The organism is Microscilla marina ATCC 23134, from assembly GCF_000169175.1.
GTDB classification, from domain to species: domain Bacteria; phylum Bacteroidota; class Bacteroidia; order Cytophagales; family Microscillaceae; genus Microscilla; species Microscilla marina.
Genome location: NZ_AAWS01000074.1, coordinates 1 through 18,907, shown reverse-complemented (window position 1 = coordinate 18,907; position 18,907 = coordinate 1). Strand labels below are relative to the sequence as shown.

General features: G+C 39.1%; 12 protein-coding genes. 6 read left to right on the top strand and 6 right to left on the bottom strand.

Features of this window, described 5'->3' with window-relative positions:
- Position 1: 1 nt before the first annotated feature.
- The 4 genes from M23134_RS34830 (at position 2) to serA (ending at position 6,343) form a co-directional block, all read left to right on the top strand.
- Entirely contained in the window at positions 2 to 1,432 is a 1,431-nt protein-coding gene (locus tag M23134_RS34830) for a DUF4403 family protein (protein WP_002705095.1), read from the top strand.
- 244 nt (positions 1,433 to 1,676) lie between these two features.
- Positions 1,677 to 2,675, top strand: a complete 999-nt coding sequence (locus M23134_RS34825; RefSeq protein ID WP_002705092.1) for a 3-oxoacyl-ACP synthase III family protein — start codon at positions 1,677 to 1,679, stop codon at positions 2,673 to 2,675.
- Positions 2,676 to 2,843: 168 nt separating this feature from the next.
- Positions 2,844 to 3,689, top strand: a complete 846-nt coding sequence (locus M23134_RS34820) for an ADP-ribosylglycohydrolase family protein (RefSeq protein ID WP_002705090.1) — start codon at positions 2,844 to 2,846, stop codon at positions 3,687 to 3,689.
- A gap of 758 nt (positions 3,690 to 4,447) precedes the next feature.
- The gene (gene serA / locus M23134_RS34815) at positions 4,448 to 6,343 is read left to right on the top strand and encodes a phosphoglycerate dehydrogenase (protein ID WP_002705088.1); all 1,896 of its coding nucleotides are present in this window, start codon (positions 4,448 to 4,450) and stop codon (positions 6,341 to 6,343) included.
- Between the two features lie 66 nt (positions 6,344 to 6,409).
- Here serA and M23134_RS34810 read toward each other — a convergent pair whose 3' ends face one another.
- The 4 genes from M23134_RS34810 to M23134_RS34795 form a co-directional block, all read right to left on the bottom strand.
- Positions 6,410 to 7,057 (bottom strand): leucine-rich repeat domain-containing protein, encoded by a 648-nt coding sequence (locus M23134_RS34810; protein WP_002705086.1) that lies wholly within the window; start codon positions 7,055 to 7,057, stop codon positions 6,410 to 6,412.
- Positions 7,054 to 7,644, bottom strand: coding sequence for a LysM peptidoglycan-binding domain-containing protein (locus tag M23134_RS34805; RefSeq protein WP_045114945.1), 591 nt, complete (start codon positions 7,642 to 7,644; stop codon positions 7,054 to 7,056). The genes M23134_RS34810 and M23134_RS34805 overlap by 4 nt, the downstream gene beginning before the upstream one ends.
- A gap of 127 nt (positions 7,645 to 7,771) precedes the next feature.
- Positions 7,772 to 9,805, bottom strand: a complete 2,034-nt coding sequence (locus M23134_RS34800) for a LysM peptidoglycan-binding domain-containing protein (RefSeq protein ID WP_002705083.1) — start codon at positions 9,803 to 9,805, stop codon at positions 7,772 to 7,774.
- A gap of 17 nt (positions 9,806 to 9,822) precedes the next feature.
- The gene (locus M23134_RS34795; protein ID WP_002705082.1) at positions 9,823 to 10,638 is read right to left on the bottom strand and encodes a DUF4905 domain-containing protein; all 816 of its coding nucleotides are present in this window, start codon (positions 10,636 to 10,638) and stop codon (positions 9,823 to 9,825) included.
- Between the two features lie 236 nt (positions 10,639 to 10,874).
- Here M23134_RS34795 and M23134_RS34790 point away from each other — a divergent pair, with 236 nt between their 5' ends.
- Entirely contained in the window at positions 10,875 to 12,278 is a 1,404-nt protein-coding gene (locus M23134_RS34790) for an NfeD family protein (RefSeq protein WP_002705081.1), read from the top strand.
- A gap of 80 nt (positions 12,279 to 12,358) precedes the next feature.
- Here the strand turns inward: M23134_RS34790 and M23134_RS34785 are convergent, their stop codons facing one another.
- Positions 12,359 to 15,607: a T9SS type A sorting domain-containing protein gene (locus tag M23134_RS34785; protein ID WP_045114943.1), complete on the bottom strand. Its 3,249-nt coding sequence runs from the start codon at positions 15,605 to 15,607 to the stop codon at positions 12,359 to 12,361.
- Positions 15,608 to 15,932: 325 nt separating this feature from the next.
- Here M23134_RS34785 and M23134_RS34780 point away from each other — a divergent pair, with 325 nt between their 5' ends.
- Positions 15,933 to 17,549, top strand: coding sequence for an NFACT RNA binding domain-containing protein (locus tag M23134_RS34780; protein WP_002705079.1), 1,617 nt, complete (start codon positions 15,933 to 15,935; stop codon positions 17,547 to 17,549).
- Positions 17,550 to 17,951: 402 nt separating this feature from the next.
- On the opposite strand, the gene M23134_RS34775 is transcribed toward M23134_RS34780, so the two are convergent.
- On the bottom strand, positions 17,952 to 18,907 hold a 956-nt coding region (locus M23134_RS34775), incomplete at its 5' end, for a helix-turn-helix transcriptional regulator (protein ID WP_002705077.1).

Here is an 18,907-nt window from a genome sequence, read left to right as displayed (position 1 = left end):
CATGATGTATTCGCCCAAAACCATTATCAACCTCCCTGTTGCCCGTATTTTGCTATTTCCAGTGATTGCCTTGCTAGTTTTTACGAGTTGTTCGAGGCGTATACACGCCAAAGGACCAGTAGAAAAATACCTCGATATAATGCCCCCAGCTACCTTATCTACTATAAGCGTGCCTATCAGTATACCTATTCCAGTATTGCAAAACTCCGTCAATCAGCAAATTAAAGGTAGTTTATATGCTTTGAATAACCTGAGTTATACTGGGGCAGAAAGCTTTTCGATGAAGGTTTGGAAACAAGCCCCTATTTTAATTCGTGGATGGCGTGGCGATCAGTTTGAAGTAACGGTACCTGTACGTACTTGGCTTAAGGGGAGCATAGATACTGACATATTGGGGCTCAAAATCAAAAAATCTACTACTGCCAACCTTGGTATGCGGATTAGGTTGGCAACTAAAATAACCTTGGATGGTGGGTGGCAGGTGAACACTACAACTCGTATTTTGGGCTACCAATGGACCAAGGCGCCTGCGGTTTACCTGGGGCCTATAAAAATTCCGATGAGTTTTCTTGCCAATAAACTAATTGATAGTCAGTTAAAGTACATTGGTAAACGCCTGGATGCAGAAATAAAAAAACAGGTAAAGATTCGTCACATGTTGAGCAAGATATGGCAAGAAGTACAAACGCCTTTTCTGGTATCTAAAGAACACAATACCTGGGTGGTGTTAGAGCCCAAAAATTTAATGATGACCCCCATTAATACCCGTAATCAAACACTAAACACAATGGTAGGGGTAAGAGGGTATGCATCAGCTTTGGTGGGTAGTAAGCCTGTGTCGTTGCCAAAACAACCATTGCCTCAGCTCACCTTAAAAAAATCACTAAATAGCGAGTTTAAAATATATTTACAAAGCAGCATTGATAAAAGTTATGTGATAAAACTGGCAAAAAAGAATTTTCTAAATCAAACCTTTCGCAGTGGCAAACGCAAAGTAAAAGTAATAGGTCTAAACCTATACGGTAGTGGCAAAAAGCTGGTAATACAGGCACAACTTAAGGGAAGCTTGAATGGAACGGTATACCTATCAGGAACTCCCAGCTACGATGCCAAACAAAAAAATATTGTAATTAACGACTTGGATTTTAGTGTAGACACCCGCAATAAATTAGCAAAAATGGCCAATTGGTTATTTCATCGTCGGATCATTCGAAAGATAAAAACAGCTATTCAGGTGCCTGTAAAAGCCAAATTAGAAGAAACACTTACAGAAGCCAGGAAAGCCCTCAATAACTATAAGGTCTCTCCAGGCGTTCATTTGCAAGGTACAATCCACGACTTGCATATAGAGAAGGTTTTTATGAAACCTAAAAGCATTGTTACCTGGGTACTTGCCAGTGGCAAAATAGCTGTACTACTAAAAGGGTTGTAGAAATATTTTTATAGATTGTTTAAAAAAAGCAAAGGGATGTTTTTTAAGTATGTTTATTGTTTTTTTAGAGGTTTTGTGATTTATAATTTTGTTTAAGTGTTTAATTTGGAATTAAATATTGTATAAGTTGATTTTATTGGAAGATGTGAGGGGTGTGGTTAGCCTGCTAAAAACAGCTAAATCATTACTTTTGCAAATTAATTGTTTTATTTGTGGAAGAAATTGCACTTTTTACTAACAATATATGACTTATTCAAGAATAGCAGGGCTAGGGTTTTACGTACCCGAAACTATGGTAACCAACCATGACTTGGAAAAATACATGGACACAAGTGATGAGTGGATCCGAGAACGTTCAGGAATCGAAACCCGCCACTTTTTTACCGAAGGCAAAGATACTGTATCTAAGATGGGAGCCCGTGCTTCTGAAGTAGCGATGGAAAAGGCAGGAGTAACTCCCGAAGAGATTGACTTCATCGTATTTGCCACGCTTAGCCCCGATTACAACTTCCCTGGTTCTGGTGTATTATTACAACGCGAACTCCCTTTTCGCAACATTGGTGCACTAGATGTACGTACCCAATGTACCGGATTTATTTATGGATTATCAGTTGCCGACCAATTCATCAAAAGTGGTATGTACAAAAATGTACTGGTGGTAGGTTCTGAAATCCAGTCTAACATATTAGAAAAAAGTACTCGTAACCGCGATTTTGCAGTACTATTTGGCGATGGAGCTGGAGCAGCAGTAGTGCAAGCTACCGACAACGAAGATAGCCGTATCTTATCTACTCACTTGCACTCAGAAGGTAAATATGCTGAAGACTTACTACTGGAACACCCAGGTAGTAACCTGAAAAACCGCATGTCTACCAAAATCATAGAAGAAGGCAAACACCTGCCCTATATGAAAGGAAGTGCCGTTTTTAAGCATGCAGTAACCCGTTTTCCTGAGGCAATCAATGAAGCGTTAGACGCCAACAATATGACCAAAGACGATATTGATATGTTGGTGCCTCATCAGGCAAACCTACGTATTTCAGAGGCGGTACGTCGTAAGATGGGTTTAGACGAAGATAAAGTATATAACAACATTCAACGCTACGGAAACACCACCGCAGCTACTATTCCTATTGCTTTGAGTGAGCTAGACGAAGCTGGACGTTTGAAAAAAGGAGATGTAATATGTTTGGCAGCTTTTGGTAGTGGGTTTACCTGGGCTTCTTGCTTGCTTAAGTGGTAGTATGGTTAGCTACAAGCGCTGAACAATAAATGACAAGTCATTCATGAGAAGAAGCACTGCCTGTTTTGGGTGGTGTTTTTTTTATGGATTACTCACCAAAAGAAACAAAAGTCACAAACTTGTGATTAATCACTTGTAACTTGTAACTTCAACTAATCATTAAAAAATATGTTAGGAGCCATTGCTGGTGATATTATAGGTTCTATGCGCGAAAAGCGCAACCATGCCTTGTATCGTCTGTCTAAAATGACCATTCGCGATGATGCTGCCATGCAGCGTGAGCGAGCCCATACCAAACGCGAAGATTTTGACTTGTTTGAAGGTTATAACAACTTTACTGATGACACGGTGATGACCTTGGCAGTAGCCGATGCTATTATGAATCATCAACCTTATGGGGCAACCATTAAAGCCTATGGCAGGCGGTTTCCAGAGCGAGGGTATGGTGGGCGGTTTCAGAAATGGCTCAAAAGCGATGATATGACTCCTTACAACAGCTATGGTAATGGGTCAGCTATGCGGGTAAGCCCAGTAGCTTTTGCTTTTGATAGTTTAGAAGAGGTACTCGCCGAAGCCAAGGCAAGTGCTGAAGTTACCCACGATCACCCTCAAGGGATAGAAGGTGCACAAGCAGTAGCCGCAGCGGTGTTTATGGCAAACAAGGGCGAAAGCAAAGAGACCATTCGTGAGTATTTGATAGAAACTTATGAGTATCCTTTGCAAGACACCATTGAAGACATTCGCCCAAGCTATAAATTTGATGCTACTTGCGAGGGTTCTGTGCCTGAGGCAATCATTGCTTTTTTGGATGCAACCGACTATGAGCATACCATACGACTTGCCATTTCGCTAGGGGGCGATGCTGATACTCAGGCAGCTATAGCGGGAGCCATTGCCCAGGCTTTTTATAAAAAAATTCCTGAAAATATTGTTACCCAAACTAAAGTAATATTAGGCACTGGTTTGTGGCAGTTGGTAGAAGGTTTTCATGAGACTTATGGGGTAGTGTATTAAGTATTGCACATGTTATATCAATACTCCTCAGTGATTTTAGTCAAAGTTGATTACTGATTACCTTCGTTGAGCTCACCAGAGGCTCGGTTATCAAATGGTTATAAGTTTAAAAACTATTTAATTACGTGTTTAGACGTAAAACTGAAACCCTTTGAAAAATAAAGCAAGTACACAAATTTAATATACGCCATTGGTTTACAATGATTCATAGGGTAAACATTTACTCGAATCCGCTATGGACTACGGACTAAATGCTATGGACTATTGTTATATATTAACAAATCAAGAAAAAATAGCCCAATTTACTTAAAAATAGCCATTGCTTAAGAAAATTTCTATATTCAGCCTTCATCACAAAATAAGATGAAGAAATCATTATTACACAAAATCATTAAACAATGGTTCATTGAGTGTGGATACAGAGGTTTGATTATTCTACCTCAAGTGATGTAGCGTACAAAAAAATTATACTTAAACAAAAATGGTTTTGAGGATGGATTTTGACTAATTGTCTGAATACCAACATTAATCAACCGAAGCTACAGCTTTGCTGTGCTGAGCTCAGCTTCAGCTAATCCTGTAAATCCTAAAATCACTTTAATCCTAGTATAAATCGGTTTTTGTTAGCAACGCATTGTGTGCTTGTATCTGTTGGATAACGGGGAAGCTACGCAAAATACGTATACCCCCAAGAAACTGCATAATATCAGGGGCTAAATGGCTTATAGCGACCCAACACTCAATACCTACCCCAAAAAATGAATGCTGGAAAAAAATACTTTGTTATTGACTTTGACAGTACCTTTACAAAAGTAGAAGGGCTGGATGAGCTGGCTGGAGTTGCCCTTGGTAACTCGCCTCACCGCGAACAGGTGACTCAAGAAATTAGTAATATTACCAACCAAGGGATGGACGGGTCTATTTCGTTTTCCGAATCATTGGAAAAACGTATTTCTTTGCTCAAAGCCCATCGCGATCATATTGGCGAATTGGTAGAAAAGCTCAAGACCAAAGTTTCTGACTCGTTTCGACGCAATCAGGTATTTTTTGATGAATATGCTCCCCAAGTACTGGTAGTATCCAGTGGTTTCAAAGAGTTTATTACACCTATAGTAGCTGAGTTTGGCATTGCTGCCGACAATGTGTTTGCCAATACCTTTACCTTTGACCAAGATGGTTACATTGTGGGTTATGATCACAACAATGTACTATCGAAAGACAAAGGCAAGGTAAAACAACTAAAAGCGCTAAATTTAAAAGGCGATGTGTACGTCATTGGTGACGGCTATACTGATTATGAAATCCGCGAAGCAGGACTTGCCAATAAGTTTTATGCTTTTACCGAAAACGTAAACCGTGACTCGGTACTAGACAAAGCTGACCATATTGCCCCCACATTAGAAGAGTTTTTATACGATAATAAATTACCTATGTCACTATCTTACCCCAAGAACAGAATCAATGTTTTACTGCTAGAGAACATTCATTCTGATGCAAAAGAATTGTTTGAAAAAGAGGGCTATAATGTAGAAATTATTGCCGGAGCTTTGGATGAAGCCGAGTTGAGCGAAAAAATTAAAGATGTACATATTTTGGGTATTCGTTCGAAAACCCACATTACGCGCAAAGTACTTGAAAACGCTAACCGCCTGATGGTGGTAGGTGCTTTTTGTATTGGTACCAACCAAATAGACTTAGAAGCTTGTCTGGAAAAAGGCGTACTTACTTTTAATGCGCCTTATAGCAACACTCGAAGCGTGGTAGAGCTTGCCATTGCTCAAATGATTATGCTCATGCGTAACATACCCGATGTGTCGATGAAAATGCATCAGGGAATTTGGCAAAAATCTGCTGCCAACAGTAACGAGATAAGAGGGAAAAAACTAGGCATTGTAGGATATGGCAATATAGGCAAGCAGTTGTCAGTATTGGGCGAGGCGCTTGGCTTGGATGTGTACTACTATGATGTGGTAGAAAAGCTTGCTTTGGGAAATGCCACCAAGTGCAAAACTATAGAAGAGTTATTGTCAACCACCGATATTATAAGTTTGCATGTAGATGGACGTTCAGACAACCGCAATATCTTTGGTAAAGAGTACTTTGATATGATGAAAGATGGGGTCATTTTTATGAACCTAAGCCGGGGCTTTGTCATAGATATTGAGGCCTTGAAGGTGGCAGTTGAAAGTGGTAAAATTCGTGGAGCAAGTATAGATGTATTCCCTGAAGAACCCAAAACCAATGAAGAGCCATTTAAGTCAGCCCTGAAAGGTTTGCCCAATACTATCCTTACCCCACATATTGGGGGCAGCACCCAGGAAGCCCAAAAAAACATTGCCAACTATGTGCCTACTCAAGTGTTTAACTATATTAACAAAGGGGATACTTTTGGTAGTGTTAACTTCCCAAATATTCAGTTGCCTGAACAACGCAATGCGCACCGCTTGATTCATGTGCACGAAAATGTGCCGGGTATTTTGGCAAAGATCAACACCATACTCAATCGTCACGAAGTAAACATTTTAGGGCAATACCTCAAAACCAATGAAAAACTAGGATATGTAATTACCGATGTAAACAAAGAATACGATAAAGAGCTTATCAACGAAATGAGGGCTATTCCACATACTATCAAGTTCCGCCCCTTGTATTAAGCTTTACTTATCAACAGATCGTCTATTTTTAAACCCTTTTAGGTTCGCCCTAAAGGGGTTTTCTTTTTAAAACCTAAGCGTTGTATTTGGCAAAAGTTTTTGCAACTGTTTTTGTTGTTTTTTTTTGAGGCGATTTTTTATCAAAATCAACATGTTGAGGTGCTTCAGTGAGTGCTGAGCCGTGATAGAGAGTGTCTTAAGTTGGTTTTCTGACAAGTTGACAAACCTTAATTTGGCGAGCGTTGTCCAAGCTGAGTTAAGGTTGGTCAGTTGGTTTTCGTGCAAATGCAACTCCTCAAGTAGGGTTAGTTTTGCAATAGCAGCTGGTATATCGGGTAAACGGTTGCCGTGTAAGTCTAATACCCGCAAATGAGGCAGTGCAGACAAATGAGCAGGGTAGGAGGTGAGTTGGTTGTGCCCCAAGCGTAATTCCTGCAAATACTTTAATTGGGCAATTTCAGTGGGCACCTCCTTCAGCTGATTAAAGTTAAGGTTCAAGGCCTGTAAGTTTTTCAATTGAAAAACTTCTTTAGGAAAAGCAGCTAGATCAGCATTCCATAAATCAAGCTTGATTACCTTTTCAGGAGCTTTCAATGCGGTCTCCAGAGATACAAAAGGCTTTACTTTTTGCAATGCTTTGGCAGACAACAACTGGGCGTTTAGTGGCAATGCAACCATCCAGCAAATAAATGTCCCAAAGTATTTATACATCATTTATTAACTGTAATTACCAAGTCTTGTCCCACCTTAAGTTTATTATCAGGCAGATTATTCCATACTTTAATATCCGCTACTTTTACCTTGTACTTCCTAGATATTCGGTAAAGCGTGTCGCCAGATTTTACCGTATGAAACAAGGTTTGTGTTCTTACTACACGGTGGTTCAAAGAAGAAGTAATCTTTACTGGTTTTATTGGGGCAATGGTTGGGCTCGCCTTTGCTACTTTCTTCTTGCGATATTTTCGGGGGGCTTCATAAATGGGGGCATACAGAATCTCTACTGCAAACTTTTTGCCTGTGGCATTCAAGTCATCATATACCGACTTTGACACCTTCAATATGAGTTTATAACGGGGGCGCATATTGCCAATTACAGTAGCATCTACGTATTGCCCGTTTGCCGGATTTCTTATTCTAAGTAATGTTCCTCTGGCATAAGACACATGCATTGCCAGGTATTTATTGGTCTTTTGTGAGTCGCTGATCACCTCTGCCAGCCCTCTTTGGAGCACCTTCTGTCCTTGGGTGGGCATTGCCCAAAAACATAGCAATAAGCAGTTGAGTAAAATAAAGGTTTTCATAGTGTGTTATTTTCAAGTAAATAAAAGGTTATTTATGTTGGCTTATAAAGTAAAAATAATGGAATTAAGCATAAAAAAAAAGCGCTCGTTGTAATAACGAGCGCTTAATTATAATGTATGCTTAAACTTAGTTTTTCTCTAAGTCATAGTCAATTTCTACTGGAATATTTTCATTGGCTTCCAACTGATCATAAGCACGTTTAGTAAGCTTTATAATCACATTGTCAGGAGCACCTGCTGGTAACTTACCAATAACACTTACTACCACCAACTTACCATTGCTTAGGTTGGTAACCCTTACAAATGACCCTACGGGGGCAGTTCGGTGCAACGCTTGGTATTTTTGGCTGTCTTGCCCTACATCTATCATAGAAGCCATCCCCTTTTCGAAAACCATCACTTTGTCTTCCTCAGTTTTAGTAGTACGGGTTGGGTTATTTATCACCATAGTTGGTCGGGTAGTAGCCGCTGCTGGTTTAGTCACTCTTTTTGTAATGGTGGGTGGAGGAGGGAAAATTTTCTTCTTCACCGTGTTAGTTGCCGGTTGTTTGTACACTTTCTTAGCAGGAGGAGTATAAGTATTGGTTACTCTCTTGGTTACAGGAGGTTGTGCCTGCTTATACACCTTTCTGGTAGGAGGAGTATAGGTAGTACTTGTTTTTACTGGTTCCTTCTTCTTTACAGGAGTACTCTGTGGCAAAGTACCACCTGGACGGATCAGGTCAAACACATCATTTGATTGTTTTACTGGGTTGCCAGTGTTTATTTTTGGCTTAGGAATACCACCTGGTTTAGTTATTTCCTCTTTTTTGGGAGGATGTTTAGTGTAAATATTCAAGGTTTGACCCACCACCAAATCGTCGGTGTTTCTGAGATTGTTCCAATCTTTAATCTCTTCCATCTTCACCTTATGTGCCTGAGAAATTTTCCACAAGTTATCTCCCGACTTTACCACATATTTCACTTTTACTTTACCATCTACCTCATATTTGTCTTTACTGCCATTAAAATCCAATGGATTGTCACCATTAGAAGGTTTCTTCACCGGAGTAGGCTGTTCTTTCAATATCGGATTGTTATTTCCCTTGTTCCCTGTATTGTTGTTATGAGTGTTTTCAGGAGCCTTATGACCTTTAGGATAAATCACCAAAGTAGACCCTGCTTTGATATAGTTGCCACTTGTGATATTATTCCATTTCTTTATTTCAGCAACGCTCACCTTGTATTTGCGACTTATTTTATACAAAGTTTCGCTTCTTTGTACCACATGGGTTATTTTACCCTTTTCATTCGTATTAGGGTTTTTGTATTTCCTAATAGGGTTTTCGTCTGAAGTAGAGCTGTTTGTCTTTACATTCAAAGGATCAGGATCATTTGAATGAGGAGTCACTCCACTAGGTTTGTCATTGGTACCATTGCCATAAATCCATAGCTCATCCCCTATTTTGATCTTATCAGAACTGAGGTTATTCCATTTCTTTATGTCAGCGATTGACACCTTATATTTTTTTGCAATTACACTTAGCCATTCTCCTTTTTTTACCTTGTGTTTGATTGGCTTTTCATTAGGAGAGGCTGTTTTATAGGTACGAGTGCTCCTTTTACGCTTGTTACGCATGGCTATTTTTTTGCGCATTGTATTGCGCTTCGAGGCACGCCTCTTACCAATGCCTACAATAAGCTCTTGCCCTGGTATTATTTTATTGTTTGAAACCCGCGGATTCCACTTTTGAATAGCATTGACAGATACCTTGTACTTCTTAGATATTCTGAACAATGTTTCGCCCTTGCTTACCTTATGGGTAGTCAAACTATATTGAGACGAAGTGTAGATCCGTTGAGTATTTGTTTTTTTAGTTGTTTTGGCAGTATTGGGGGTAGTCTTTTTAGCAGCTACCTGGGTATGGTTGTTTTTAGGTATAAGCAACGTTTCCCCTGCTTTTATCCCATTTCTTGCCAAAGGGTTATCACGGTATATGTCAGCTAATTGTAAGTTGTACTTTTTTGCCACGTCTTCTAAAGACTCTCCTTTCAACAATGTATACTTATAAAAAATCTTACCCCCTGTATTGGTAGTAGGCAAGTTTTTTTGAGCAAAAATATTGTTGGTAGTTAAGAACAATCCTAAAATGCTGACCAAGAGTAGTTTGGTTGGTTTCATTTTTAGTGAGGTTTTATTTAAAGTTTTAAACTCATTAAATGAGTTTTATGTTTCACAAAAAATACTTGTTTCTCAAATACAAAAAAAGTATCTAAACCTATACCAGTAAGTTGTTGCGCAATGTTTTGGTGCAACAACACCTGATTTTGATGATTTAAAACCAATAAGTTATTGGCTAATCCCTGAGTTGATTGGTGAAAATACGAAATTATAATGAAATTTTCATACTCCAGGTAATCAACAGCCTGTACAATCTGCAAGTTAAATTTTTTTTTCAAAAAAATAGCAACTGTTTGAAAATAAGCCATTTCATTATAATAATGAAACGGAAAAATTGCCTTGTTATTTTCATTTTTGAGAACATCGAGTGATTCAAATTCTCGAAATTGCTCTAAAACCTCTCCAGTTTTTAGGTCGAGTAGCTGATATACTTTAGTACTTTGTTCAAACGATATGGTGAGCACTTGCCCTTGAGTAATCTGATAAAAATTAGCTTTTTGCGTTTGCCATAATATTTGTTGAGTAGCTACATCTATTGCAATAATTCCCTGAGATTGTGGCTTTTGTGTATCTGGGTAAGTGTACAAAAGCAATACACCTGCGTGTAGTTCAGCCATACCCAACCACCAACTTTCTTCTAAGGTAAAGTTTTGCCACAATGCTTGGTTTTGGTGTATATCAACGGCTGTAAACGATGTTTGGTATGCCTCTCCATTACGGGTTTGTATTACTAACAAGGGGGCAGTATCATCTACCAATATTTTCCATACCTGTTCATTAAGTGCGATCGATAAGCCGGTGGGTAACTCCTGAATGAATGAAACTTCCATCATATTGTTGGTTTATATATTCTTGGTTCGTTGCCTGTCCGAAAGTTGGTAGAAATTTTCATACGAATAAAATACTTTGTATCTTTCTTTACCTTTATTTACGTTTTATAAGATATATAGCATCAAAGCATCTTTAAATGCTAAAACTAGTGCACTAATGCTTAATTTTTTTAGGTACAAAAACAGCTGTTATAGATCACCCACTTATTGTACCTCCAACTTGAATTACTTCTTTTACAATGAAACAATTATTCGCTCAAAATACATATAGACTTACCAGGGTTCTTTGGTGGCAGGCAGCATTTGGCATCATGTGTTGGCTTGGGGTGTTTGGTCAAGCACAGGCACAAGACAATGTGGAGACTGGTAAAACCAAAGTTTTTGTTATAAAAATTCGTCAGGAAATCAACCCACAGGTGTCTCGTTATGTAGACATAGCCTTAGAAGAGGCACTTAACTTAAAAGCAGACTATATTGTGGTTGATATGAATACTTATGGTGGTAGGGTAGACGATGCCGATTATATACGCACTAAATTGCTCGATTTTAAAAAGCCTGTATGGGTATTTGTTAATAAAAATGCTGCTTCGGCAGGAGCGCTTATTTCTATTGCCTGCGATAAAATTTATATGCAACCAGGAGCCACCATTGGAGCAGCTACTGTGGTAACAGGCGATAAAGGCAAAGCTGCCCCAGACAAGTATCAATCATATATGCGTGGCATGATGCGTGCGACCGCAAAAACCAATAAGCGTGACCCACGTATTGCCGAGGCAATGGTTGACCAAAACATAGAGATTGAAGGCATTAGCAAAAAAGGCGAAGTAATTACTTTTTCAACCGAAGAAGCCATCAAACATGGCTATTGCGAAGGCAAAGTCAATACAATCAAAGACCTGTTGACCAAAAATAATGTAAAAGATTATGAAGTGATCAATTTCAAACTTAGCCAAAGTGAGAAGATTTCTAATATATTTCTAAACCCTGTCATCAGCGGGCTATTGTTGTTAATTATTGTAGGTGGTTTATACTTCGAGTTGCAAACCCCCGGAATAGGCTTTCCTATCCTGGCGTCTATCATAGCCGCTGCATTATACTTTATTCCTTATTATTTAAACGGCCTGGCTGAGTACTGGGAACTTGCTTTTTTGGTCATAGGTATTTCATTGTTAATGGCAGAGTTTTTTATTATACCAGGCTTTGGTGTGGCTGGCGTGCTGGGTTTTTTATGCACCTTTGGCTCATTACTATTAATGATGATAGACAACGATTGGTTTGATTTCTCAAAAGTGCAAACCAACGCCTTATCAGACTCATTCATTACAATAGGCATTGGCATTATTGGTGGTGGATTAGCTATAGCGCTGGCATTGCCGCAGTTTTTAAAGAGCAAACGCTTCAAACAAATTTCTTTGCAAGATGTAATGGACTCAGAAGCGGGGTACACTTCTACTTCTTACTTAGATAACTTTGTTGGGCGTCAAGGGGTTGCCCATACTGTACTACGCCCAAGCGGTAAAATAAGGCTGGGTGACGAGTTGTATGATGCTGCAAGCCAAGGCGATTTCATAGAGAAAGGTACAAAAGTAATCGTAATTAGCCAGGAAGGAACATCATTGAAAGTAAAAAAAGATGAAGACTAAACTTTTTTTTGTTTGATATATAAACGACCAAAGCTGAGGGAATACCTCGGCTTTGGTCGTTTATGGCTTAGCCAAATTTTTTACTTGACAATGGTACGGGTCAAAGTACCATCTTTATGCCGCAACACCAGCAAATAACTCCCTTTAGGCAAGGTACTTAGTTTGCTTAATTGTAACTGGTTGCTCCCTTTAGCCGCTTTTTGATGGTAAACCTGGATTGTTTGCCCTAATAAAGTTCTTATTTCAATGCTTACAGTTTGCTCAAAAGGCAGTGTATAGTTTACCGTTAGTTCATCTGTGAATGGGTTGGGGACAGTAGATACAATGTTATAACTTGTCTGAAAGTTAAGTACTTTGATTTGAGAGTAACGATAAGCACCGTTAGAACTGACCGTTTTCAAGCGATAATATAATACAGGGCTTAAGCCTACAGTGGCTCCTTTGTCCCACACTGAATATTGATGCACTGGGTTGACAGCATCATTGAACGTTATTTTTTGCCCGGTATTTACAAATTTTTGTCCATCTGTAGAACGTTGCAGTTGGTAGTAAGCAAGTGTTTTATCATTCAAGGCTTTCCAGCGAGCCAATACCCCCTGTTTACTTTGATTTACAGTAAAGTTGAGCAATCCAGTAGGGAGCGGGGTGCCAATAGGATCTTGAGTGGCCAGTGTAAAAGGGCTAAAGTTTACTACATCGGCCGAACTTATAATACCGTTCAATGCGCCAACCGTTACATCACCTCCATTACCTTCGTTTTCCCAACGTGTTGAACCTGTATCCCAACGGGCGATGCGCAAATCTGCCGACTTTCCTACGCCACAACTACGGGTGTTTTCATAACTTAGCGATACTTGTACATTGGAGGCACCCACTTCTCGGTTTATTATCCAATATTCACAATCACTTATTTTGGTCAGGTTGATATCATCTTTGATGTTGGGGTCATAAGCAGTAGTAGCAGGGGCTACGTGAAAGTATTGTGCCGTAAATTCATCACTTGGATCAGCTGGAGCAGTAATGGCAATACTGGCTATATAACCTCCGTTGCCTACTGGAAAAACAAAAGCATCGTCCCCTGTTTTTCTTGCCACACCATCTATGTAGCTCTCATTACTTCCATCACTCGCTGTGGCATTATCATTAAAAATCACTTCATTATTGCCTGTGTTTACCACCCCATCGGTAAGGGTGAGATGCCCGGTAACTCTAATGCTATGGGCAAGGGTTACTCCTGCGGTACTGGTGTTTTGTACAATAAGGTTGTTAAAAGACAGCTCATCGACTGTACTGCGTGACTCAAAGTTGAGCGACACAGTAAACAGCTGTCCTCCTGGGTTGGTGTCATCGTCATCATTCACCAATATCTGCCAGTCAGCGTTTATGGCACTGGTAATCTTACTCAACTCCTGACACTGAGGGCGTACACTCTCATTTGCAAAATTATGATTAATGCCTGCATAAGCCGATACAGCTGTTGTGGCATGGTCACTAAAGGTAACATTAGTATAGTTAGCACCACTCCCTCCATTGTCTGCCGATAATAAATAAGCAGTAGAAGCACCCGCAGGAACCACCCATATTTCCAACTCATTGTTTGCTGGATGGTTGATATTTACCGTAACACCCGTAAGTGTATTGTATAGGTTGGGGTCATAACCTGAAATATTTCGCACGGTAGCCTTCGGAAAAGGTAAATTGGCTGTGCTCGTGCTACAGTTGTTTCCCAAGTCTAATTCATTATCATTGATAAGATTAAAAGACGCAGCAGTAAGGCTCCCACTATTGGTTACTATGGTAGATGTACCAGTATTGGTAATAGTTTGGTGGGAAGTACCATTTAAGGTCACTGTTGCTGTAGCACCCGACATCCATGAGTTAGAACTGTTAATATTGCCTGCTACTATTAAGTTTGTATTACTACCATTCATATCTACCACCCCTTCATTGTTTAGGTTGCCACCAATGACTAGTGTATGTCCACCATTGGCAAACCTGAGTTTAGCTGTAATCAATACAGTCAAGTGTCTACAGCTCGCATCTGTATCTACATATACTATATCACTGCAGTTAATCACTACATCATCATTAATATTAGGTACTGTCCCCTTCGACCAGGTAGAGGCATCAGACCACTTGCCCGAAGTGACCGAATAATTGGCAGTGGCTCCGGTTGTAGCTACTACAGAGGCTGTTCCACCAAGTTTAGAGAGTTTACCTTCGTTTACCAGGTAAAGGTGATAATAGTAAGTTTGCCCAGGAATAAGCCCTGAATCAGAGTAGATATTTGTGCCAATGGGTACCTGATTTTGAAAACTAAAATTTACATTATCAGTAGAACGGTAGAGTACAGCCCCTACTGCATTGGTTACATTAGGGTTAATCCAGGTCAGGTCTATCTTAGTGTCGGTTACACAAATTGCCTGAAAGTTATCAGGCAACCCTGTTACTTCTTCTACTTCAAGGTTGATAAAACGCCTGCTGTTGGCAACGGTCGTATGTAGCAACGGAACGTTACTTTCACTGGCGATAATGTTGTGATAATTGGCCGAGTTCGCTTCTCCGTCATTGTCAGTAGTATTAGGTATAGGAGCAGCAATACCTCCATCTACTTGTAACCCCAGGTAATTTTGAGGAGAGATACCAGCTCCAATGCCTAGGTGCACCTGAGCCACTACTCCGTTGTTAGAGCCATTGCGAAAGTCTGTCGGCATTTCTCCATAAACAAAATAAATACGCCCGCCTTCAGTGGTAGCTCCTGTTCGGGGAGTGGTTTCATAAATATGTGCTTGAAAAGTAGCTGTTTGTCCAGAAATATTTCGGTGGTTGAGTAATATATCCTTCCACTCTATTACCAGGTATCTATTGGGTGATGTGCCTACTAGCTTGTAGTGTATTTTGCCGGTGCCAGCGGTTTTAAAACTTCCTGTAATAGGGGCAGTTTCGAGGTTAAGCAAGGTTCCTGAAGAAAGAGGAGATATTCTAGGTTCTTTGGTAGCAATGGCGTGTGTGTTGGCTTCTGTAGCTACTGTAATGTTGCCAAACTGCAATACTCCGTTGGTATTTACACTAAAATCGGTAAACCGTTTGCCCATAAACCATACCTCGAAACCAAAAGGAGTGATTGACGAACTGGTATTGAGCTGGTTAGCTCCTATAAGTTGAGTTGTACCACTGCTCATGTCTTCGAGAGTAGCAGTGGCATTAGTGGCAAACTGTGTACTGTTAGGGCTTCCATAGTTACTCGCATTTTGGCTAAAAACAGGGGAGTTACAAAAAAGAGCACACACAAGGGCTAAGCAAAGCCAGGGTAGAATTGACTTGTTCATTGGTAGTTAGCGGAGTTTGTGGTTTAAATATATTACTTTATTTAGTTTGTATATACAACTAAAAGAGCTTCATTATGTTAAATTTACATAAGTGGATACGCTACTATTTGACGAAAGTTGTAGGTCTTTGCTAATAAAAGCGGGAATAAAACCTACAAGGTGCAAAGTTAACAGTAATATTGTAAAATTGACTTTTTACAAGATATACTGACATATTTTAGGTGTATGTAAGCAAGGGTTTATTTAAGAAAAACTTATTTTAACCGTACATTCCCCCCGAAACCTTTTAATTTGCAAGATTGTAAAAAACTATTATTGTCTCACCATGCACAACAACTATCATTTCTTAAAGCACCTTTCAAAAGAAATTGCCCAAAAACTACAAACCTCGTGGAGCATGGGCTATCCGTCAGATGTAACTACTACCAACGTTGAGGGCATGAAGCTGGCAGAAGCTTTTAGTCAAAATAAAGATGAGTTAGTACTTGGTTTTTATAGCGGTCATGAAGAGTTTTATATCAAGTCAGTGCTTCGTCCAGACTTTGCCTGTTTATCCTTTACTCAGGAGTTTTTCAGGGCAAAACGCAATAGCGTTGACTTATTTAAGGTACTGCAAGGCAAAAGAGTTCAGCATGTAGTACAACATATCAATGAGCGGGCATTTAGTATTTTGTTTGAGCAAGGGTATGCATTGTTGTTTAAAATGCATGGAGGACGCTCCAATGTCATTATGTTTGAGCAAGGTGATTTTGTGATTTCATTTCATAAGAAAATGGGCAAAGATCAGGTGTTAAAACTAATGGAAATGGACAGGGTCATTGGACAAACTTTTGCTGATTTTGAACGGGAAGAAGGGAATGTAAGGGCTTTGTACCCTACATTAGGCAAAGATGTAGGCAAGTGGTTAGAAGCTCAAGGTGTGTTTAATATGGCTAATTTGTTAGAACAATGGGACATTATTCAGAAAAACTTACAGGACATAGAAAAAGCGGGTTTTTACATTTATTTTGACAAAGGATTACCTAAACTCTTGACTTTCTTACGTGATCCTGACTATAAAGAACACTATGATGGTGCAATAGAAGCAATCAATAACTTTTACTATCAATATGTGAAAATCAGCTCGCTAGAAAAGCAAAGAGAAAAGGCGAGCCGTGTACTTAATAAAAGGATTAAGCAAACCCAAAATTACCTGGACAAAACGTATGGTAAATTGGCAGATTTAGATGATAGTAATAAAAATGAAGAAATAGCTAATATCATCATGGCCAATCTACATGTTATTCCTAAGCGTGCAAAAACTGTAGAGCTATTTGATTTTTACCATGATACTCAGCGTACCATTAAACTTAAGGAAGATTTATCCCCTCAAAAAAACGCAGAAGTCTATTATCGAAAGGCTAAAAATGCCCGCATAGAAATACAAAAGCTGGAAGAAAATATTGCCCGAAAAGAAAGGGAAAAGAAGGAGTACGAAAAGCATTTGGCAATTGTTATGGAAATAGACAACTTTAAAGAGTTGCGCAAGTACCTCAAAAACAACCGCTTAAGCACCAGTACCAATCAGGCAGCTCAAGTGGATAAGTTTCCATTTAAAAGGTTTGATTATCAAGGGTTTGAGATTTGGATAGGTAAAAACTCAAAAAACAATGACTTACTGACTCAAAAATATGCTTATAAAGAAGACTTATGGTTACACGCCAAAGATGTGAGTGGGTCGCATGTAGTGATTAAATACCAGGCAGGTAAAAGCTTTCCTACCGATGTAATAGAAAAAGCCGCTTCATTGGCTGCCTATTATTCCAAACGGAGCAGCGACACGCTGTGTCCAGTCATTGTTACCCCAAAAAAGTTTGTCCGTAAAACCAAAGACTTGGTAGACGGACAGGTAATTGTTGATAAGGAAGAAGTGATTATGGTTGTGCCCGAAAAGTTTGAATGATCATAAATAAAATGCCTGATGAATATTTATTGACTGTAAGGATGATAAAAATAAAAATGACTATGGATAAAATATCCATAGCCATCTGGGCTATACTATACTATAAGTTAAACCTTGAAAACTGATAAAGGGAAAACACCCCTTACAACTTTACTATATTTTAAAAAGCAGATTATCTACTTGAATTTCTATTTGATAAATATCTTGATACAAACTTAGGGAGCTTCCAATGCTTTGCCTAATTATTGACCTATACAAAAGCTCTACAAGACAAGTTTTTTATCTATACAATGTATATACAGTATGTGTTAGTGTGTTGTATTTTAGGTGGTTATGTGTTTTTTAGGAAAAAGCAAAAAATCACTTTATTTAAGGGAAACTATAGAAACATGTCAGAACCGCTTAGGCTACTTTCATCATAAATTCGGTCAGATTATCGTCTGTCTCTAGCTGTAACTTTTTACGGATACGGTAGCGAGCCATTGCTACACTGTTGGGGGCAATGCCTAGGATGGTGGCCATTTCTTTAATGCTAAAGTTCAATTTTACTAAAGCACATACGTGCAATTCATGTGGGGTAAGGCTAGGGTATTGTTGTTTTAGTTGCTTAAAAAAGTCTTGGTGTACTTGCTCAAAAACTTGCCGAAACTCCTCCCATTCTTTGTCAAGGTTAAACCCTTGTTCTACCAAACGGTTCAAGTTTCCTAATTCTTTTTTCAACTGCTTGGGGTTTTGTGCCAAAGCAAGTAATCCTGCCTTGATTTGCTCAAGCAATTGATTTTTTTTGATCATGTGCAAAGTATGCGAAGTAAGTTGTTGGTTTTTATAGGCAATTTCTTTTTGTAACCCTTCTTTGGCAAGCTGTTCATTCTTCAGCTTTTCTTGCATAAGTGTTTGTTGGGTTTGATAAATCTCCTGTTGTTGCTGCAATATTTCCCGGTTTTTACGAATTTTGAGCCTTTGCCTGCTGGCAATCAAGAGCGATAGTGCTATTGTGAGTACAAACAGTGTAATCACAATATAAAGAGTAAGTTGATCTATTTTTTTTTGATGAGCGAGTAATTGAATCTCTTTTTCTTTTTTTTCATTGATATAGTCGGCTTGAATTTCTGCCATTTGCCGACTTTGCTCTGAGTTAAAAACACTGTCTTTAAGGTAATTGTATTGTTGATAGTACACCAAAGCAGAGTCAGCTTTGGTTTGTTTATAAAATAATTGATATAAACTATGGTAAGCCTCTATGATCCGGTTGGCTGCCTTGATTTGTTGAGCTATTTTTAGGCTCCCCAAAAAATTGTGCTTGGCTTCTCCAAACTTATCTTGTGCCAGGTATACATCTCCTATGTTATCATAAGTAG